Genomic DNA, 18608 nt, shown 5'->3' on the forward strand with positions numbered 1-18608 from the left:
CTGTGAGCGCAGGCAACGCTTATGGCGTCCTGTTCCTGCGCGTTTCAATGATGTTCGGCAACTGGGAAATACGCCCCAGCAACCGCCCCAGCGCGTCCAGACCTGGAATCTCGATGGTCAGGGACATAAGCGCAGTGTTGTCTTCCTTGTTCGAACGGGTGTTGACCGCCAGCACGTTGATCCGCTCGTTGAGCAGCACCTGGGTGACATCCCGCAGCAAGCCGGAACGGTCGTAGGCGCGAATGATGATGTCCACCGGATAGGTGAGCACCGGCACCGGTCCCCAGCTGACCTGAATGATCCGTTCAGGCTCGCGACCGCCCAGTTGCAGCACCGAAGCGCAATCCTGACGGTGAATGCTGACGCCACGACCCTGGGTGATATAACCGACGATGGCATCGCCCGGCAGCGGCTGGCAGCAGCCGGCCATCTGCGTCATCAGGTTGCCAACGCCCTGAATCTGAATATCCCCCCGCTTGCCGGGCTTGTAGCCGGTGGCCTTGCGCGGGATCAGTTCCAGCTGTTCATTGACGCGATCAGGCTCGACCTGCTGCTGGGCCAGATTGACCAGTTGCGCCAGACGCAGGTCGCCTGCGCCCAAAGCCGCGAACATGTCGTCGGCGGTTTTGTGATTGGCCTTTTCCGCCAGCTTGTCGAAATCGACCTGCGGCAACGCCAGGCGCGCCAGTTCGCGTTCGATCAGGGTTCTGCCGGCGGCGACGTTCTGATCGCGGGCCTGCAACTTGAACCAGTGAACGATCTTGGCCCGCGCGCGCGAGGTGGTGATGTACCCCAGGTTCGAGTTCAGCCAGTCGCGGCTCGGCGTACCGTGCTTGCTGGTGATGATCTCGACCTGCTCGCCGGTCTGCAGGCTGTAGTTGAGCGGGACGATGCGGCCATTGATCTTCGCACCCCGGCAGTTATGGCCGATTTCGGTGTGCACCCGATAGGCGAAGTCCAGTGGTGTCGCGCCCTTGGGCAGGTCGATGGCGTGGCCGTCAGGGGTGAAGACGTAGACGCGGTCAGGCTCGATATCAACCCGCAGTTGGTCTGCCAGACCGCCGATGTCGCCCAGCTCTTCATGCCATTCGAGCACCTGACGCAGCCAGGAAATCTTCTCTTCGTAATGATTGGAGCCGGATTTGACGTCGGTGCCTTTATAGCGCCAGTGCGCACAAACGCCCAACTCGGCCTCTTCATGCATGGCGTGGGTGCGGATCTGCACTTCCAGCACCTTGCCTTCCGGCCCGATCACGGCGGTGTGCAGCGAGCGATAGCCGTTTTCCTTGGGGTTGGCGATGTAATCGTCGAACTCTTTAGGAATATGCCGCCACAACGTGTGCACGATACCCAGCGCGGTGTAGCAATCGCGCATTTCCGGGACCAGCACACGCAGCGCACGGACGTCATAGATCTGGCTGAACGCCAGGCCCTTGCGCTGCATTTTGCGCCAGATGGAATAGATATGCTTGGCACGGCCACTGATGTCAGCGGTCACGCCAGTAGCCTGCAGCTCGTTATCGAGCTGGGACATGACGTCGCTGATGAAGCGCTCGCGGTCCAGCCTGCGCTCATGCAACAGCTTGGCGATCTGCTTGTATTGATCGGGCTCCAGGTAGCGGAAGGACAGGTCTTCCAGCTCCCACTTGATGTGCCCGATACCCAGGCGGTGGGCCAGCGGTGCATAGATGTCGAAGACTTCGCGGGCCACACGGTTGCGTTTTTCGTCGTCGGCGTTTTTCACCGCACGAATCGCGCAGGTACGTTCGGCCAGTTTGATCAGCGCAACACGAACGTCGTCGACCATCGCCACCAGCATCTTGCGCAGGTTTTCGACCTGCGCCTGACTGCCGAGTACCAGAGACTGACGAGGGCTGAGGCTGGCGCTGATCGCGGCCATGCGCAGCACGCCGTCGATGAGTTTGGCGACCGTTGCGCCAAAGCGCTGCTCGACGTCCGGCAGCGCAACGAGACCTTCACGCACACCACGGTAAATGACCGCAGCGACCAGTGAGTCCTGATCCAGCTTGAGGTCAGCCAGAATCTCCGCGATCTCCAGACCGGTCTGGAAACTGGAGGTGCCCTCTGCCCAATGATTCTTGTGGGCCTTGTCGGTCTGCTCGGCTTCCCGGGCAAACTCACAGGCCTTTTTCATGACTTCCCGGTCCAGGACCAGGTCGACGCTGACAATATGATCGAGCCACGCGTCGAGATTGATACTGCCGTCTGTGTTTATCGGCTGGTTCGCTCTCACCTGTACCATGCTGCTTACCTTCCCTAAGGCGCGATGAAAAGCGCCATCAGTCGCCAGCCTTCTGAGCGAATGCCACTTGCCGGGCAAGCAAGGACCGGCATTCGCGGGCCAGTCGGATTAAATGAGATTCCCTGTCAGCAACGAACTCGTTCCAGTGAACGCCGCTCACTTACTCATTTCAAATAAAGCCATCGCCTCGACATGCGCCGTCTGAGGAAACATATCGAGGATTCCGGCACGTTTTAATCGGTAGCCCTGACTGATCAGTTCGACCGTGTCACGAGCCAAAGTTGCCGGATTACATGAAACATAAAGCAGTCGCCGGGCCCCCGTCTTTCTGATCTGGCGGACCACTTCAAAGGCCCCGTCACGCGGTGGGTCCAAGAGTACCGCAGAAAACCCTTCTGCCGCCCAGTCGGCATGTGTCAGCGGCTGGGAAAGATCCGCCTGAAAAAACTGCACATTGTGCAGATCATTACTCATTGCGTTGACGGCTGCACGCTCGACCATGGTCGCAACGCCTTCGACCGCCACCACTTCCCTGGCCAGACCCGCCAGCGGCAAGGCGAAATTGCCCAGACCACAGAACAGGTCCATGACACGTTCGTCTTTTGCAGGCGCCAGCCATTGCAGGGCCTGCTCGATCATCGCGGTGTTGACCGCCGCATTGACCTGAATGAAATCTCCCGGTCGCCAGGCCAGTTGCAGGTTCCACGGCTCCAGCCGGTAACCCAGCGTATCGCCGGGGCTGGCCGGTTGGGGCTCGCCCTCGCCGTGCAGCCACAGCTGCGCGCCGTGCTTGGAGCAAAACGCCTGCAACAGCGCCAGGTCGACCTCGGCAAGCGGCGCGGTGTGGCGCAACAACACGGCAGTCGCAACCCCACTGAACAACTCGACGTGACCCAGCGCCTGCGGTTTGCTGAAGTTTTTCAGCATGCCAGGCAACTCATTCATGATGGGTTGCAAGGCCTGTACCAGCACCGGACAGTGTTCGATGCTGACGATGTCCTGACTGGCGGCTGCGCGGAACCCCACGTCCAGCCTTTTGGCCTTGGCATCCCAGCGAACAGCGACCCGCGCGCGTCGGCGATAGGCCAGCTCGGCACCGCTCAAAGGTGCCGCCCATTCATCCGGCACAGCATTCGCCACGCGCAACAATTGCTCGGCGAGCATGCGCTGTTTCAGGGCAAGCTGTTCTTCGTGGGGCACATGCTGAACACTGCAGCCGCCACAGCGACCGAAATACTCACAGGCCGGAGCGCGACGCATGGTGCTGGCGGTGAAGACCCGCTCTGTGCGTGCCTCGACGACCTTGCCGCGCGCATTTAGCACGCGCGCCTCGACCTCTTCGCCGGCCAGACTGCCAGCGACAAACCAGGTTTTGCCCTCGAGAAAAGCGATACCGCGACCGTCGTCGGACAGCCGCTCGATGGTCAACCGCTGCTTTTTACCAGCAGGAATCTGTACGGTTTTAACGCCGCCCGCAGGCTGAAATCGCAAACCTCTTTCGTGCTTGGCCATCAGTTGGGCGAATCATAGACGCCGGTCGACAGGTAACGGTCGCCTCGGTCACAGATGATCGCCACAATCACGGCGTTTTCGACTTCCTGGGAAATACGCAACGCCCCGGCGACCGAGCCACCGGACGACACGCCACAGAAGATGCCTTCTTCGCGCGCCAGTCGGCGCATGGTGTCTTCGGCTTCGGTCTGGCCCATGTCGATGATGCGGTCGACACGGTCCGACTGATAGATTTTCGGCAGGTATTCATGCGGCCAGCGGCGAATACCGGGGATCGAAGCGCCCTCCATCGGTTGCAGACCGACGATCTGCACGTCCGGATTCTGCTCCTTGAGGTAGCGCGAGGTGCCCATGATGGTGCCGGTGGTGCCCATCGAGCTGACGAAATGGGTCACGGTACCGCCCGTCTGCCGCCAGATTTCCGGACCGGTGGACGTGTAATGCGCCTCGGGATTGTCGCCATTGGCGAACTGATCGAGCACTTTGCCGCGGCCTTCGGCCTGCATGCGCTCGGCCAGATCACGGGCGCCTTCCATGCCCTGGTCCTTGCTGACCGAAATCAGCTCGGCGCCATAGGCAGTCATGGCGGCCTTGCGTTCGGCACTGGAGTTGTCCGGCATGATCAGAATCATCCGGTAGCCCTTGATCGCCGCGGCCATGGCCAGCGCGATTCCGGTATTGCCGGAGGTGGCTTCGATCAGCGTGTCGCCTGGATGGATCTGACCGCGCAACTCGGCGCGGGTGATCATCGACAAGGCTGGGCGGTCTTTTACCGAGCCAGCGGGGTTGTTACCTTCGAGTTTCAACAGGAGGGTATTGCTGGTGTTGCCCGCCATGCGTTGCAGACGCACCAGCGGGGTGTTGCCGACGCAATCGGCAATGGTTTGATACTGCAGGGTCATGGCGTCTTCGCAATCCAGACTGCGGGGGGTGCCTATCATAACGGCAAACGGCCAAAGCCCATATCACGCAAAGTGCGCTGTTTATTCCCAAAAAGAATAAGCGCTGATTTTTCCACTGCCGCCCTGCTCAGCACAGAGAGTTAGGTGCCCATGCCGACGGTAAATGGCTAAACTCATCCCCTTGTGCCGATACAGCAAGGCAGCCGATGCCTGATATCGACGGACTGATACGTGTTGCCGGAGGAAGAGCGTGCTGACCAAGCTGGGTATAAAAGGCCGTGTGCTGCTACTGACTATTCTGCCTGCCAGCCTGATGGCGGCGATGCTCGGTGGTTATTTCACCTGGATGCAGTTGAGCGAACTGCAAAGCCAGTTGCTGCAACGCGGCGAAATGATTGCCCAGGACCTTGCGCCGCTTGCCGCCAATGCACTGGGGCGCAAGGACAAAGTGCTGCTCAGTCGCATTGCCACCCAGACGCTGGAGCAGACCGACGTGCGCGCCGTGTCGTTTCTCGACACCGATCGCACGGAGTTGGCCCACGCCGGGCCGACCATGATCAGCCCGTCGCCGATTGGCAGCGGCTCGCAATTGCTCAGCTCGACCGGCACCGACGCCACGCGCTACCTGCTGCCGGTCTTCGGCAGTCAACGGCATCTGACCAGTCCGATCATTCCTGCCGAAGCCGACACCCTGCTGGGCTGGGTCGAGCTTGAAATCTCCCATAACGGCACGCTGCTGCGCGGTTACCGAAGCCTGTTTGCCAGCCTGCTGCTGATCCTCACCGGGCTGGCGTTTACCGCGACCCTCGCGGTACGCATGAGCCGCACCATCAACGGGCCGATGAGCCAGATCAAGCAGGCCGTGTCGCAACTCAAGGACGGCAATCTGGAAACCCGCCTGCCACCGCTGGGCAGCCGGGAGCTGGATGAGCTGGCGTCGGGCATCAACCGCATGGCGGCAACGCTGCAGAACGCACAGGAAGAACTGCAACTGAGCATCGATCAGGCAACCGAGGATGTCCGGCAGAATCTGGAGACCATCGAAATCCAGAACATCGAACTCGACCTGGTACGCAAGGAAGCGCTTGAAGCAAGCCGGATCAAGTCCGAATTCCTGGCCAACATGAGCCATGAAATCCGCACGCCGCTCAATGGCATTCTGGGCTTCACCCATTTATTGCAGAAAAGCGAGCTGACCCCGCGCCAGTTCGACTACCTGGGCACCATCGAGAAGTCCGCCGACAACCTGCTGAGCATCATCAACGAGATTCTCGACTTCTCGAAAATCGAGGCCGGCAAGCTGGTGCTCGATAACATCCCGTTCAACCTGCGCGACCTGTTGCAGGACACCTTGACCATCCTCGCCCCGGCGGCGCACGCCAAACAGCTGGAGCTGGTCAGTCTGGTGTACCGCGATACGCCACTGGCGCTGTCCGGCGACCCGCTGCGTCTGCGGCAGATTCTGACCAACCTGGTCAGCAACGCGATCAAGTTCACCCGCGAAGGCACGATCGTCGCGCGCGCCATGCTCGAGGATGAAACCGAAGAGCACGCGCAACTGCGCATCAGCGTGCAGGACACCGGGATCGGCCTGTCCAGTCAGGATGTGCGGGCACTGTTCCAGGCCTTCAGCCAGGCCGACAACTCGCTCTCGCGCCAACCGGGCGGTACCGGACTGGGTCTGGTGATCTCCAAACGCCTGATCGAACAGATGGGCGGCGAAATCGGTGTCGACAGCACACCGGGCGAAGGTTCGGAATTCTGGATCAGCCTGAAACTGCCCAAGGCCCGCGAAGACAAGGAAGAATCACTCAATATTCCGCTCGGAGGCCTGCGCGCCGCAGTGCTTGAACATCATGACCTGGCGCGCCAGGCGCTGGAGCATCAGCTGGAAGACTGCGGCCTGCAGACCATCGTGTTCAATAATCTGGAAAACCTGCTCAACGGCGTGACCGCAGCGCACGAGACGCCAGCGGCCATCGATCTGGCGGTACTTGGCGTGACGGCGCTGGAAATCTCTCCGGAACGGCTGCGCCAGCACATCTGGGACCTGGAGAACCTCAACTGCAAGGTCATGGTGCTGTGCCCGACCACCGAGCACGCGCTGTTCCAGCTGGCAGTCCACGATGTCTACACACAACTGCAGGCCAAGCCCGCCTGCACCCGCAAACTGCAAAAAGCCCTGTCCGAGCTGATCGCGCCGCGAGCGGTGCGTGCCGACATCGGTCCGCCATTGTCGAGCCGCGCGCCGCGAGTGCTGTGCGTGGATGACAACCCGGCCAACCTGCTGCTGGTACAGACCCTGCTCGAAGACATGGGCGCTGAAGTGGTCGCTGTCGAGGGTGGTTACGCAGCGGTCAACGCCGTACAGCAAGAAGCGTTCGACCTGGTGTTGATGGACGTGCAAATGCCCGGCATGGACGGTCGTCAGGCCACCGAGGCGATCCGCACCTGGGAGGCCGAACGCAACCAGAGCTCACTGCCAATCGTGGCCCTTACCGCCCATGCGATGGCCAACGAAAAACGCTCACTGCTGCAAAGCGGTATGGACGACTACCTGACCAAGCCGATCAGCGAACGGCAACTGGCGCAGGTGGTGCTCAAGTGGACAGGGCTGGCGCTGCGCAACCCTGCGCCGGAACGCCAGAATGAAGCGCCTGAGGTCCACGTAGGGCCGCTGGTGCTGGATCATGAGGAGGGGTTGCGCCTGGCCGCGGGCAAGGCGGATCTCGCCGCCGACATGCTGGCCATGCTGCTGGCTTCACTGGACGCCGACCGCGAAGCCATTCGTGTGGCGCGCGCCAGTCAGGATGTACACGCCTTGATCGAGCGCATCCACCGTCTGCACGGCGCAACGCGTTATTGCGGCGTTCCCCAGCTGCGCAGCGCCTGCCAGCGCGCCGAAACCCTGCTCAAGCAAAATGCGCCGCACACCGAAGCGGCTCTGGACGATCTGGACAAGGCCATCATTCGCCTGGAAGCCGAGGCGCGGGTCATGGCGTGAGCGCGCGACGGGACGCCTGTCGTGCCTGACACTCCAGCGTGGACAGAGCATGTTAGGATGCGCGCAATTTTGGAGGACCCATGGTCGAACACGATTTTCGCTACAGCATGCTCAACCCCCAGCACACGCTGACCGAATGCCGCACGCTGGCACCCGGTCGCTACCAGGTCACCGGCAACGGCGGCTCGATTCACGATAACGACCAGTTATTGGTGACCATCAAAGGCAGCAAAAGCCTGCACATGCGCCTTACCGTCGAAAAAGTCCGGCACCTGATCAACCCGCCCGGCCAGTGGATTGCGGTGGCCAAAGGCCCGGTATTCGACGAGTTGGCGATTCATCAGTGGAAAGTGAATTGCGACAGCTGCGCCGCCGAACTGAACTTCGAGTTCATGGTAGAGAGCAAACTGGGCGTCAAGGCGCAGAAACCGGCCGCTACCGCGCGCATCGCGGAGCTGGGCTGGAAAACCGAGGGCGAGAAGCATTTCTGCAAGAAGTGCCAAGAGAAAGCGGCATGAAACAGTTTGCGCTCCTGAGCCTGATCGGCGGCGCGCTGCTGGCCGGTTGTACCGCTGACACGCTGCCGATCCAGCAGGATCACAGTTATGTAACGGAGTGGATAGGCGAACGCCCGCTGATCGATAACAGTCGCTTGACCATGACGCTGGGTGCCGATGGCCGTGCGTATGGCAATGCGGGCTGCAACCACTGGTTTGCGCCCTATACGCTGAACGATCACAGCATCAGTTTCGGTCCGGTGGGCAAGACGCGCAAGATGTGCGCGCCGGCGTTGATGGAGCAGGAACAGCGCTTTATCAAGGCGATCAGCAGTGTGCAGCGCTGGGATATCTCGCCCATCGAGCAGTTGCGTCTGTGGCCAACGCAGGGCAAGCCATTGCGTTTCTGGCTGGAAGACAGCTGATGTAACTATGGTGCCGAAGCTCCGCGTAACTTGCGACGCAGAGCGTCCAGAACTGCATTCCTACGCTGGAGCGCAGGGAACGATCACTATCGTGCGACGCTCCGCGTCGCATGCCGTTCTGGACGCTCCGCGTCCTCTTTCGACGCAGAGCGCCCAGAACCGATCTGATCACCCCTCTCCGCGCAACGTCTTGAGCTTCTGGATCACGGTGGCGGCTGACTGCTCGCCGAGCAGTTGTTCGCGCATCTTGCCCTTGTCGTCGATGATGTAGGTCACCGGCAATGCCTCGGAGGGCGGCAGGCTATATTGCTCGGCCGGGTCCTGGGCGAGCACGGTGAATTTGATGCCCAGTGCATTGGCAGCGCTTTTCAGCTCGTCGCCCTGCAGGTTGTCGAAGTTGACCCCCAGCACGGTGACCTTCTTGTCCTTGAGCTGCTCGGACAATGCATTGAACTCCGGAACCTCAGTACGGCAAGGGCCACACCATTCGGCCCAGTAGTTGACCACCAGCCAGTGCCCTTTGATGCGTTCGCTGGCGACCTTCTGGCCATTCTGATCTGTGCCCAGGTCCACGCCACATCCGCTGAGCAGCAAACTGCCGAAAAGTATTACCGCTGCTGTTAATCGCCTTGCCATTTGCCTGTTTCCTCGCCCCGTTCAACCTGCAATTACTTATACCCAAGCCACGACTATTGACCATCTGATATGTCGGACAGTGCCATCGCTGGTTAGAATACGCCACCCCACACAAGATGCGACGTGCAAATGACCGATCTGACGCTGTATCACAACCCGCGCTGCAGCAAGTCCCGCGGCGCGCTGGAACTGCTTCAGGCCCGCGGCCTGACGCCGGACATCGTCCTGTACCTGGAAACCCCGCCCGACGCCGACTGTGTGCGCGACCTGCTCGGCAAGCTGGGCATCGGTGCCCGGCAACTGCTGCGTACCGGCGAGGACGATTACAAGCAACTCAATCTGGCCGACCCGAGCCTGAGCGACGAGCAACTGATCGCCGCCATGGCCGCTCACCCCAAACTGATCGAACGACCGATTCTGGTCGCTGGCGACAAGGCTGTCATTGGCCGCCCACCCGAGAACATTCTGGAGCTGCTGCCGTGAGCACGCCCTACATTCTGGTCCTTTATTACAGCCGCAACGGCTCCACCAGCGAAATGGCCCGGCAGGTTGCCCGCGGCATCGAACTGGGCGGCATGGAAGCACGGCTGCGCACCGTACCTGCCGTTTCCGCCGACTGCGAAGCGACCGCCCCCGAGATTCCGGAAAGCGGTGCGCTGTACGCGACCCTCGACGACCTGAAAAACTGCTCCGGCCTGGCGCTGGGCAGCCCGACACGCTTCGGCAACATGGCCGCGCCGCTGAAATACTTCCTCGACGGCACCAGCAACCTGTGGCTGACCGGCGCACTGGTCGGCAAACCCGCTGGCGTCTTTACCTCCACCGCCAGCCTGCACGGTGGTCAGGAAACCACGTTGATGTCGATGCTGCTGCCGCTGCTGCACCACGGCATGCTGATCATGGGCCTGCCCTACAGCGAATCGGCGCTGCTGGAAACCACCGGGGGTGGCACGCCCTACGGTCCCAGCCATCACGCCGGTGCCGATGGCAAGCGCGCGCTGGACCGTCATGAAACCGACCTGTGCCGCGCGCTGGGCCAGCGTCTGGCCAAGACCGCAGTGCAACTGGACGCGCCGCGCAGCTGAATCGGCAGAGCGCCGGATGCTTTCAGTTAAATCGTAAACTTGCAGGGCAAGGGTCGGTCTGAACCCTTGTCCTGCCTGTTGAATTTCTTTGGAGAACCGATGCACGACTACAAATGGCTGAACGAGTATTGCCTGAATCGATTCGGCTCCGCCAAAGCTCTGGAAGCTCATCTGCCCTCCCCCAAAACACCCAAACAACTGCAAGCCATCAGCGCCGACCGCTATCTGTCGACCATGGCCCTGCGGGTTTTCCGCGCAGGCCTGAAACACAGCCTGGTGGACGCCAAGTGGCCAGCGTTCGAAGAAGTGTTCTTTCGCTTCGACCCGGAGAAAGTCGTGCTGATGGGCGCCGATCACCTGGAACGGCTGATGCAGGACGCGCGCATCATTCGCCATCTGGGCAAGCTCAAGAGCGTGCCACGCAATGCGCAACTGATCCTGGACATCGAGCAGGAGCATGGCAGTTTCGGCAAGTTCATAGCCGAGTGGCCGGTCGATAACATCACAGGCCTGTGGCAGTACATCGCCAAACACGGTAACCAGATGGGCGGCCTTTCAGCGCCGCGCTTTCTGCGCATGATCGGCAAGGACACCTTCATTCCGACCTGGGATGTGGTTGCCGCCCTGAACGCGCAGGATATCGTCGACCGTGTACCAAGCAGCAAACGCGATCAGGCGATCGTGCAGGACGTCTTCAACCAGTGGCACGCAGAAAGCGGTCGGCCGATGTGCCAGCTGTCAGCCATGCTGGCGTTCACCGTCAACCACTGAGTGCCGTCAGAGATTGACCACATTGACGAACCGCGACGCAGCGGTTTCGTCGATGCGCAGGTTGCTGAAATCGAACAGGTTGCGGTCGGCCAACTGCGAGGGCTGCACGTTCTGCAGGGCGCGGAAGATGCTCTCCGTCCGGCCTGGCGTCTTGCGCTCCCAGTCCTGCAGCATCTCCTTGACCACCTGACGCTGCAGGTTCTCCTGCGAGCCGCACAGGTTGCACGGGATGATCGGAAACTGTTTGAAATCCGAATAGGCCTGAATGTCCTTTTCATGGCAGTACGCCAACGGACGAATCACCACGTTGCGGCCGTCATCGGCCCGCAGCTTGGGCGGCATGGCCTTCAATGAGCCATTGAAGAACATGTTGAGAAAGAATGTCTCGACGATGTCGTCGCGGTGGTGCCCGAGCGCCATCTTGGTGGCACCGATCTCGTCCGCGAAAGTGTAAAGCGTGCCGCGACGCAGCCGTGAACACAGCGAGCAGGTGGTCTTGCCTTCGGGGATCAATTCCTTAACCACTGAATACGTGTCTTTCTCGACGATGTGGTACTCGATACCCAGTTCTTTCAGGTAGGCAGGCAGCACGTGCTCAGGGAAGCCGGGCTGCTTCTGGTCCATGTTGACCGCCACGATGTCGAACTTGATCGGCGCGACCTTCTGCAAGTGCATCAGCACATCGAGCATGGTGTAACTGTCCTTGCCGCCGGACAGGCAGACCATGACCTTGTCACCCTCTTCGATCATGTTGAAGTCGGCAACCGCTTCGCCGGCCAGCCGACGCAGACGTTTCTGCAGTTTGTTCTGATTGACTGAAAGGGTGCCCATGTATGGAAATATCCGCTGACGGTAGCTTGAGAAAAGCCGGACATTTTACCCGTAACCGACCATTGGTTAAATATGCTGCGCTCTTACTGTTCAGACAGGCGACCACACTGGATCAAAAATGACCACCGGGCGGCTGGCATGTTCAGAGCTTAGCCACATTGCGGCATACTTGGCGCACTGGAGAACCCCACAGCATGCCCGAACAACTCAATTCACGCGTCGAGACCTGTTACCAACAAGCCGAAGCCTTCTTCAAGCGCACCTTCAAACGCCCGGTGGTCAGTTTCCAGTTGCGCGGTCAGAAGGCCGGTGTCGCTCATCTGCATGAAAACCTGTTGCGCTTCAACCCGCAGCTCTACAAGGAAAACGCCGAAGACTTCCTGCGCCAGACCGTACCCCACGAGGTCGCGCACCTGATTGCCCACCAGTTGTTCGGTGGCAGCATTCAGCCGCACGGCGAAGAATGGCAATTGATCATGCGCGGCGTCTATGAGCTGCCGCCCAATCGCTGCCATACCTATGCGATCAAACGGCGCAGTGTGATCCGTTACATCTACCGCTGCCCGTGCCCCGACAGCGACTTTCCGTTCACCGCGCAGCGTCACGGCATGGTCCGCAAGGGACGGCGCTACCTGTGCCGTCGCTGCCGCGAGCCTCTGGTGTTCAGCGGCGAGACGCGCACGGAATAATCCTCCGGCAAACTGCAGGCATAAAAAACCCATCCGAAGATGGGTTTTTTATGGTCTGAAGGTTATCAGACGGTCTTGGTGGTGTTCACCGCAGCCGCTGGAGTCGGGCCTTCGGCAACGCCGAGGTCGTCTTCAGGACGGGTTTCCAGAATGGCAGAGCCACCGGAAGCCAGCTCGGACTGCAGCTTGTCGGTGTCCAGCTCGCCGACCCACTTGGCAACCACAACGGTAGCAACAGCGTTACCGACCAGGTTGGTCAGGGCGCGGGCTTCGGACATGAAGCGGTCGATACCCAGAATCAGCGCCAGACCGGCAACCGGCAGGTGGCCTACAGCCGACAGGGTCGCAGCCAGTACGATGAAGCCGCTACCGGTTACGCCGGCAGCACCTTTGGACGACAGCAGCAACACCAGCAACAGGGTGATCTGGTGCGTGATGTCCATGTGCGTGTTGGTCGCCTGAGCGATGAACACGGCAGCCATGGTCAGGTAGATCGACGTACCGTCCAGGTTGAACGAGTAGCCCGTCGGGATAACCAGACCAACCACAGACTTCTTGGCACCCAGGCGCTCCATCTTGATCAGCATGCGCGGCAGGGCCGACTCCGAAGAAGAAGTACCCAGTACGATCAACAGCTCTTCACGGATGTAGCGAATCAGCTTGAAGATGCTGAAGCCGTGAGCGCGGGCGATCGCGCCCAGTACAAACACGATGAACAGAACGCAGGTGATGTAGAAGCAGATCATCAACTGACCCAGCTGCACCAGCGAGCTGACACCATAGGCACCGATGGTGAAGGCCATGGCACCGAACGCACCCAGCGGGGCCAGTTTCATGATCATGTTGATGATGTTGAACATCACGTGGGCGAAGCGATCGATGAAGTCCAGAACCGGCTTGCCGTAGGCACCCAGGCGATGCAGCGCGAAGCCGAAGATCACCGAGAACATCAGCACTTGCAGGATATCGCCGTTGGCAAACGCGCCGACGATGGTGTTCGGAATCACGTTAAGGATAAAGCCGACGATGCTCTGATCCTGACCGGCAGTGACGTAGGCGGCGATCTTCGAAGCGTCGAGCGTGCTGACGTCGATGTTCATGCCGACACCCGGCTGAACCACGTTGACCACGATCAGACCGATCAGCAGGGCGATGGTCGAAACGATCTCGAAGTACAGCAGCGCGTAGCCGCCGGTCTTGCCGACCGACTTCATGCTCTGCATGCCGGCGATGCCGCTGACAACGGTACAGAAGATGATCGGGGCAATGACCATCTTGATCAGTTTGATGAACCCGTCACCCAGCGGTTTTAACGCCTTGCCGGTGTCCGGATAGAAGTGACCGATCAGGATACCGATGACAATCGCTACGATTACCTGAAAATAGAGGGATTTGTAGATGGGCTGACGAGTCGTCATTGCAGTTTTCCTCAAGGGCGTCGTCGGCATCTTCACCTGATGCACGCGAGCCTATAAAGCGCTAACCCTCCTGCACTGGAGGGATTTGTTTTGTCGAGCTGCGCAAGGCAGGCCTCTGCCATGTAGGTAGCAATACGCGTGCCATAGAATCATTTTGATATCAAAACCCCGCAATACAAGGCGCACACTGGTAACGGTAGTAGGGATTCCACAAGAGAGGTGGCGGTTTTCCGCCGTATGGTGGGAAAAATGCGCACACAGTGGCGGGTATCCGCCGCCTGACGAAGCCCTTTCTGCGCGTCGCTTGATCAAACTCCCGTTTGAGTACGCGTATCAAATGTCGCGCATTACTAAAATGTCGCAGGCCGAAGCGGTTTAAGCGGTCACTGCGCCAGAATAAGCGGCCTTCCCACACCGTTGTCTAACCTTGAATCCCGCACCCTTAAACGCTTTCGCTCAAAAATCATCGCCCTAGTCTCTTCATTATTTTAAAAAAATGGGGCACCCTTGATGCGTGTTGCGATGTCGTAATTATGAACCCCAAAGGAGTTCATATCGTCAGCCAAACCAATCCTGACGCACTCGCACGGCAAATTGCCATCACGCCTGCGAGATCTCGAATTACTGATGCAAGATTTTGTGAAATCCTTAAATCATAAATTTCACAGCACAAGGAGTGACGTACATGGATGAAAGGCTTTTACCTCGTACTGCTGCAATGTTACGAGGGCCCAGCAGCCAAGCAGGTCTGCTTGGCCAAGGACAAAAGTCCTTTCCCAGCGAGCAGCCGACTCAGCGAACCTCTGCGCTCATGACGTTTGGTGGCTACTACGCTATTGACGATGTCAGCGCTGCAATGATTCTTATCAATGAGCTAAAGGATCCAGACGCCAATCTGAATGAAACAGAATCGAAGTCATCAGCCCTTTTTTTGAGAGATATTATTGCAAATCTGCGAACTGGATTGGATATTTCAGCTGAGGCATTAGCGAATCTTCAAAAAGAAGCGATGAGCATTCCAGTCGTTGGGCCGTTATTATTTTCCTCCAGTAACCTACCTGGTACAGCTGCCAGTGTAGGCGGAATGATTTCCGCGGCCTCAAAGACGAAAAAAGTTTCGGACTTAATGGACCTTCCGTCCGGCCTACAAAAAAACTAAATGCCTGGGCGAAAACCAAAGGCTCAGAGAACTTCAGCAAAGTTAACAAAAAGTTCAAAGGCAGATTCAAGATTATTAGAATCAACGGAAAGCTTCATTTGGAAGTACCTCTAACAGCAGAAGCGATCAGGTATAGAATATTTGGCGCCAATGCGGGTCAGGCTGTGCATATCCCGACCACAGGTACTGCAAAAGCTTTAAACTCTTCTGCACGACTAAATTCGGAAGGAGCCCGAGGAGTCCCAAAACTTATCGGTGGTAACATAATAGGATTTGCCTTGGCTGTAGGCCCCCAAGCCTACATGGATGCTACAAGTTCAAGCTCTATGGGGGAGTTCTTAGATAAGTCCGCAGATACGCAGCCTACTAATCTCGCAGCCTTCGGCGCTGGATATATAGCCACTGTCATGATAGGAGCAAGCGCACCACTTGTAGTAATCATTGGTGCCGGGTTAATAGCCGGATTGGCGGCGCAGTACTTTATGGGAGACTCCGGCTGGGACAAATCTATCGCGGAGCGTTTAAAGCAGTGGAGAGCAGCAGCATGGTAGATACACAACCCAGCTCAATAAGAAAAGTACTTTACGCCAATACTATTTTACTTTATTTCTTTATATTTATTCTATCATCCAAATCCCCCTTTCTGCTGTGGTTTGCAGTGGGCTCTCTCTTTGTATTTCTGGGTCGCACGCTGTTTTTGATTTATGTCAACGAGCGCTTCTCTGCTTTTGCTGCGCAGTTTTATGCCGTCATACTGCTAACATTCACTATTATAAGCGTCGGAAGTACCTACACCGTATCAAAAAATGATTTCCATCAAGATACCGTCACTGCAGCGCTCTGGGCGTGCCTTCCTTTATTGCTTGTGCTGATTGGATTCCTGATAATCGTCAAAAGCCGCTTCAACCATGAAGCACTTCCTTTCAAGACCCACAATGGTAGAGTCATCACAGAGCACACTAGCTACAATGTACAAAGCGGAATAATAGCTGGCGTGACCACACTGATTTCCAGCATCATTCTCAAAACGTTCGGAGCGGCCAGCACAGGCCTTTTGGTCGGCTTCGCCTCAATAGTACTAACACTGTATCTGATGTTTCATTACCGATTCGCCATACGCGGTTTGATCGTACTCATGCAGAAAGAAAAAAATAATGCGCCTTACACGTTCGCAAATATTGAAGAGATTCGCGAAGCACGTAGCAAGTGGTGGCTAAGTCGACTATTTAAATGGCTGGCTTCCCATCGTAAGAAGCCAGGCAACTGATACGCAATTGGTGATGATTATCAGCGGTTCAGTGATGACAAACGCGGAGCTTTACTTCAGAAAATTGAAACGTCGGGCGAGATTCTTGACGCGCTCCTGCCCTCACTGCGCCAGAAAATGAATCCTGAACGCCGCGCCACCCAATGGGGAATCGCCCAGCGTCAGTTGCGCGCCGTAGCTTTCGATGATGTCCTTGACCACCGCCAGGCCGATGCCTTGCCCGGGGTTCTGGCGGTCCAGCCGTTCGCCGCGTTCGAGAATGCGGGCACGCTGACTCTGCGGGACGCCGGGGCCGTCGTCTTCGACGCACAGTTCATCGCCGTCCGCTGAGCGGGTAAAGCTCACGCGCACTTCGCTCAGGCACAGCCGATAGGCGTTTTCCAGCAGGTTGCCGAGCATTTCCAGCAGCGCGCCCTCCTCCATGTGCACCTGGCAGTGCTCGGGGAGGTCCAGCGTGGCCTTGACCTGTTTGTCGCGATACACCTTGTCCAGCGTGTTGCACAGGCTTTCGACCACAGGCCGCAACATCACGTGATGGCGCACCAGACCGCTTTTGCGCAGGCTGGCCCGCTGCAGTTGATAGCCGATCTGCTGGCTCATGCGTTCGATCTGCGATTGCAGCACCCACGCCTGCTCGACATCCTCGGGACGCTTGGCGATGTTCTCGCTTACGCCCTGCAAGACCGCCAGCGGGGTTTTCAGGCTATGCGCCAAGTCATCCAGAGAATCGCGGTAACGGATCCGTTGCTCCCGCTCGCTGCGCAACAGGCGGTTGAGCGAATCGGTCAGGCGCAGCAGTTCGCTGGGGTGTTCTTCGCTGAGGCTGTCGCGCGCACCGGCTTCCACTTGATCCAGTTCCTGGCTCAAGCCGCGCAAGGCCCGCAGCCCCCAGGTCAGGCCCATCCACAGCAACCCGAGCAGCACCGCCAGTGCTGCGCCAAAGCCCAGATAGAGCTTGCGGCGCAAACCGTCGATGGTTTCCTGATAGCCGCGCAACGGCTGCACGGCAACGATACTGAACGCGGCATTGCGCCCGCCGAGCAGCCGGATCTCGACGTCATAGACGAAATACTCATCGCCATTGATTTCCTTGATCTTGGTGAACTCGCTGCCCTGCCCGTCGTATTGCGGGCGGTAGTCGATGTTTTCGCCTTCGGTCGACAACGAGCGCCAGACCATCTGCCCCTGGCGGTTATAGATGTAACCCAGCAGGCGGCTGCCGGGCAGATTGAATTGTTCGCCCGGCAACACTGAGGGCATCAACAGATGGTCGTTTTCGACGCGAGCCGCCGAAATCATGGTCGTTACATCAGAAGCCAGGCGTTGCTCGATCGCTCCGCGCAGCGCCAGGCTGAACGCCCCCTGCAGTGCAGGCAGCATCAGCAGCATGAAGATCACCGCCAGCGTGGCGGCACCCAGCATCAGGCGCAGGCGAAGCGAACGAATCACGTACAGCGCTCATTGAACAGATAGCCCATGCCGCGCACGGTTTCGATAGGTTTGAAGGCCACGCTGCTGTCCAGTTTGCGACGCAGACGACCGACCAACACTTCGATCACGTTCGGGTCGCGCTCGTCGTCATCGGGGTACAGCTGCTCCATCAGGCGCTCCTTGGGCACCACTTGCTGATGATGGAGCATCAGGTACTCGAGAATACGGTATTCGTAGGCCGTCAGCGCCAAGGGCTGCTCGGCCAGGGCGGCGTGCTTGCGATTGAGGTCCAGCAACAGCGGGCCAGCCGTGATGGTTGACTGGATGAAGCCGCTGGAACGCCGTAACAAGGCATTCAGCCGTGCCTCCAGCTCTTCGAACTGGAAGGGTTTGACCACGTAGTCGTCAGCACCGGCAGCCAGGCCTTCGACCTTGTCCTGCCAGTTGCCACGCGCGGTCAGAATCAGAATCGGAAACGCCTTGCCCAATGTGCGCAGCTGGCGAATCAGGTCCAGGCCGCCGATGCCCGGCAGGCCCAGGTCGATCACCGCCAGGTCGTGATTGAATTGCGCGACCTGATACAACGCCTCTTCAGCGTTGGCCACCGCTTCCACCACATGCCCGGCTTCGGTCAGACGGGTTCGCAGGTGGTGGCGCAGCAGCGCTTCATCCTCAACTACCAACAACTTCATGCAGCTCTCCCAGGCACAATCGCAGC

At 58.8% G+C, this 18608-nt stretch carries 18 protein-coding genes; 10 read left to right on the top strand and 8 right to left on the bottom strand.

The annotated features are described in order from the left end of the window. Positions 1 to 19 precede the first annotated feature (19 nt). From relA to cysM, 3 genes are all read right to left on the bottom strand, one after another. Positions 20 to 2263 carry a GTP diphosphokinase gene (relA, locus tag BLR16_RS23140; protein ID WP_003434372.1) on the bottom strand — a complete coding sequence of 748 codons (2244 nt, stop codon included), beginning with the start codon at positions 2261 to 2263 and terminating at the stop codon, positions 20 to 22. Between the two features lie 156 nt (positions 2264 to 2419). Continuing rightward, positions 2420 to 3775 (bottom strand): 23S rRNA (uracil(1939)-C(5))-methyltransferase RlmD, encoded by a 1356-nt coding sequence (rlmD, locus tag BLR16_RS23145; protein ID WP_054080840.1) that lies wholly within the window; start codon positions 3773 to 3775, stop codon positions 2420 to 2422. Then, the gene (gene cysM / locus BLR16_RS23150) at positions 3775 to 4677 is read right to left on the bottom strand and encodes a cysteine synthase CysM (RefSeq protein ID WP_003434369.1); all 903 of its coding nucleotides are present in this window, start codon (positions 4675 to 4677) and stop codon (positions 3775 to 3777) included. The genes rlmD and cysM overlap by 1 nt, the downstream gene beginning before the upstream one ends. Positions 4678 to 4927: 250 nt before the next feature. Here cysM and BLR16_RS23155 point away from each other — a divergent pair, with 250 nt between their 5' ends. The 3 genes from BLR16_RS23155 (at position 4928) to BLR16_RS23165 (ending at position 8603) form a co-directional block, all read left to right on the top strand. Next, positions 4928 to 7681, top strand: a complete 2754-nt coding sequence (locus BLR16_RS23155; RefSeq protein ID WP_092194488.1) for a response regulator — start codon at positions 4928 to 4930, stop codon at positions 7679 to 7681. An 80-nt stretch (positions 7682 to 7761) separates the two neighbouring features. After that, a complete protein-coding gene (locus tag BLR16_RS23160; RefSeq protein WP_024661367.1) occupies positions 7762 to 8199 on the top strand; it encodes a hypothetical protein in 438 nt (145 codons plus the stop codon). Further along, entirely contained in the window at positions 8196 to 8603 is a 408-nt protein-coding gene (locus tag BLR16_RS23165; RefSeq protein ID WP_003363249.1) for an META domain-containing protein, read from the top strand. Before BLR16_RS23160 ends, BLR16_RS23165 begins: the two co-directional genes overlap by 4 nt. A 168-nt stretch (positions 8604 to 8771) precedes the next feature. Here the strand turns inward: BLR16_RS23165 and BLR16_RS23170 are convergent, their stop codons facing one another. Then, positions 8772 to 9239: a TlpA disulfide reductase family protein gene (locus tag BLR16_RS23170; protein WP_003363250.1), complete on the bottom strand. Its 468-nt coding sequence runs from the start codon at positions 9237 to 9239 to the stop codon at positions 8772 to 8774. Positions 9240 to 9368: 129 nt separating this feature from the next. Here BLR16_RS23170 and arsC point away from each other — a divergent pair, with 129 nt between their 5' ends. The 3 genes from arsC to BLR16_RS23185 all read left to right on the top strand — a co-directional run bounded on the left by arsC (position 9369) and on the right by BLR16_RS23185 (position 11095). After that, entirely contained in the window at positions 9369 to 9722 is a 354-nt protein-coding gene (gene arsC / locus BLR16_RS23175) for an arsenate reductase (glutaredoxin) (protein ID WP_074808952.1), read from the top strand. After that, positions 9719 to 10324 (top strand): NAD(P)H:quinone oxidoreductase, encoded by a 606-nt coding sequence (gene wrbA / locus BLR16_RS23180; RefSeq protein WP_003363251.1) that lies wholly within the window; start codon positions 9719 to 9721, stop codon positions 10322 to 10324. Before arsC ends, wrbA begins: the two co-directional genes overlap by 4 nt. 99 nt (positions 10325 to 10423) lie before the next feature. Beyond that, positions 10424 to 11095 (top strand): DNA-3-methyladenine glycosylase I, encoded by a 672-nt coding sequence (locus tag BLR16_RS23185; RefSeq protein WP_003363252.1) that lies wholly within the window; start codon positions 10424 to 10426, stop codon positions 11093 to 11095. Between the two features lie 6 nt (positions 11096 to 11101). Here BLR16_RS23185 and ttcA read toward each other — a convergent pair whose 3' ends face one another. Continuing rightward, positions 11102 to 11926 carry a tRNA 2-thiocytidine(32) synthetase TtcA gene (gene ttcA / locus BLR16_RS23190; RefSeq protein WP_003363253.1) on the bottom strand — a complete coding sequence of 275 codons (825 nt, stop codon included), beginning with the start codon at positions 11924 to 11926 and terminating at the stop codon, positions 11102 to 11104. A 194-nt stretch (positions 11927 to 12120) separates the two neighbouring features. Between ttcA and BLR16_RS23195 the strand changes: the two genes are divergently transcribed. Further along, positions 12121 to 12615, top strand: a complete 495-nt coding sequence (locus BLR16_RS23195) for a SprT family zinc-dependent metalloprotease (RefSeq protein WP_003434357.1) — start codon at positions 12121 to 12123, stop codon at positions 12613 to 12615. Positions 12616 to 12680: 65 nt separating this feature from the next. Here the strand turns inward: BLR16_RS23195 and BLR16_RS23200 are convergent, their stop codons facing one another. Continuing rightward, positions 12681 to 14033 carry a dicarboxylate/amino acid:cation symporter gene (locus BLR16_RS23200; RefSeq protein ID WP_003363255.1) on the bottom strand — a complete coding sequence of 451 codons (1353 nt, stop codon included), beginning with the start codon at positions 14031 to 14033 and terminating at the stop codon, positions 12681 to 12683. Positions 14034 to 14718: 685 nt separating this feature from the next. Here BLR16_RS23200 and BLR16_RS28980 point away from each other — a divergent pair. From BLR16_RS28980 to BLR16_RS23210, 3 genes are all read left to right on the top strand, one after another. Next, the gene (locus BLR16_RS28980; protein WP_054080838.1) at positions 14719 to 15192 is read left to right on the top strand and encodes a hypothetical protein; all 474 of its coding nucleotides are present in this window, start codon (positions 14719 to 14721) and stop codon (positions 15190 to 15192) included. 98 nt (positions 15193 to 15290) lie between these two features. Continuing rightward, a complete protein-coding gene (locus BLR16_RS28985) occupies positions 15291 to 15743 on the top strand; it encodes a hypothetical protein (RefSeq protein WP_230081968.1) in 453 nt (150 codons plus the stop codon). Next, positions 15737 to 16459, top strand: coding sequence for a hypothetical protein (locus BLR16_RS23210; RefSeq protein WP_054080836.1), 723 nt, complete (start codon positions 15737 to 15739; stop codon positions 16457 to 16459). Before BLR16_RS28985 ends, BLR16_RS23210 begins: the two co-directional genes overlap by 7 nt. Before the next feature lie 102 nt (positions 16460 to 16561). Here the strand turns inward: BLR16_RS23210 and BLR16_RS23215 are convergent, their stop codons facing one another. Both BLR16_RS23215 and BLR16_RS23220 read right to left on the bottom strand, forming a co-directional pair. After that, positions 16562 to 17908: an ATP-binding protein gene (locus tag BLR16_RS23215; RefSeq protein WP_003434355.1), complete on the bottom strand. Its 1347-nt coding sequence runs from the start codon at positions 17906 to 17908 to the stop codon at positions 16562 to 16564. Then, positions 17905 to 18582: a response regulator gene (locus BLR16_RS23220; protein ID WP_003407750.1), complete on the bottom strand. Its 678-nt coding sequence runs from the start codon at positions 18580 to 18582 to the stop codon at positions 17905 to 17907. Before BLR16_RS23220 ends, BLR16_RS23215 begins: the two co-directional genes overlap by 4 nt. Positions 18583 to 18608: the final 26 nt, after the last annotated feature.

The sequence above is a fragment of the Pseudomonas sp. BS3767 genome, assembly GCF_900099665.1.
GTDB classification, from domain to species: domain Bacteria; phylum Pseudomonadota; class Gammaproteobacteria; order Pseudomonadales; family Pseudomonadaceae; genus Aquipseudomonas; species Aquipseudomonas cerasi.

Excerpts from the sequence above, each read along its gene's own strand:
- relA (WP_003434372.1), bottom strand. The coding sequence starts at position 2,263 with ATGGTACAGGTGAGAGCGAACCAGCCGATAAACACAGACGGCAGTATC.
- rlmD (WP_054080840.1), bottom strand. The coding sequence starts at position 3,775 with ATGGCCAAGCACGAAAGAGGTTTGCGATTTCAGCCTGCGGGCGGCGTT.
- cysM (WP_003434369.1), bottom strand. The coding sequence starts at position 4,677 with ATGACCCTGCAGTATCAAACCATTGCCGATTGCGTCGGCAACACCCCG.
- BLR16_RS23160 (WP_024661367.1), top strand. The coding sequence starts at position 7,762 with ATGGTCGAACACGATTTTCGCTACAGCATGCTCAACCCCCAGCACACG.
- BLR16_RS23165 (WP_003363249.1), top strand. The coding sequence starts at position 8,196 with ATGAAACAGTTTGCGCTCCTGAGCCTGATCGGCGGCGCGCTGCTGGCC.
- BLR16_RS23170 (WP_003363250.1), bottom strand. The coding sequence starts at position 9,239 with ATGGCAAGGCGATTAACAGCAGCGGTAATACTTTTCGGCAGTTTGCTG.
- arsC (WP_074808952.1), top strand. The coding sequence starts at position 9,369 with ATGACCGATCTGACGCTGTATCACAACCCGCGCTGCAGCAAGTCCCGC.
- BLR16_RS23185 (WP_003363252.1), top strand. The coding sequence starts at position 10,424 with ATGCACGACTACAAATGGCTGAACGAGTATTGCCTGAATCGATTCGGC.
- ttcA (WP_003363253.1), bottom strand. The coding sequence starts at position 11,926 with ATGGGCACCCTTTCAGTCAATCAGAACAAACTGCAGAAACGTCTGCGT.
- BLR16_RS23195 (WP_003434357.1), top strand. The coding sequence starts at position 12,121 with ATGCCCGAACAACTCAATTCACGCGTCGAGACCTGTTACCAACAAGCC.
- BLR16_RS23200 (WP_003363255.1), bottom strand. The coding sequence starts at position 14,033 with ATGACGACTCGTCAGCCCATCTACAAATCCCTCTATTTTCAGGTAATC.
- BLR16_RS28980 (WP_054080838.1), top strand. The coding sequence starts at position 14,719 with ATGGATGAAAGGCTTTTACCTCGTACTGCTGCAATGTTACGAGGGCCC.
- BLR16_RS23210 (WP_054080836.1), top strand. The coding sequence starts at position 15,737 with ATGGTAGATACACAACCCAGCTCAATAAGAAAAGTACTTTACGCCAAT.
- BLR16_RS23220 (WP_003407750.1), bottom strand. The coding sequence starts at position 18,582 with ATGAAGTTGTTGGTAGTTGAGGATGAAGCGCTGCTGCGCCACCACCTG.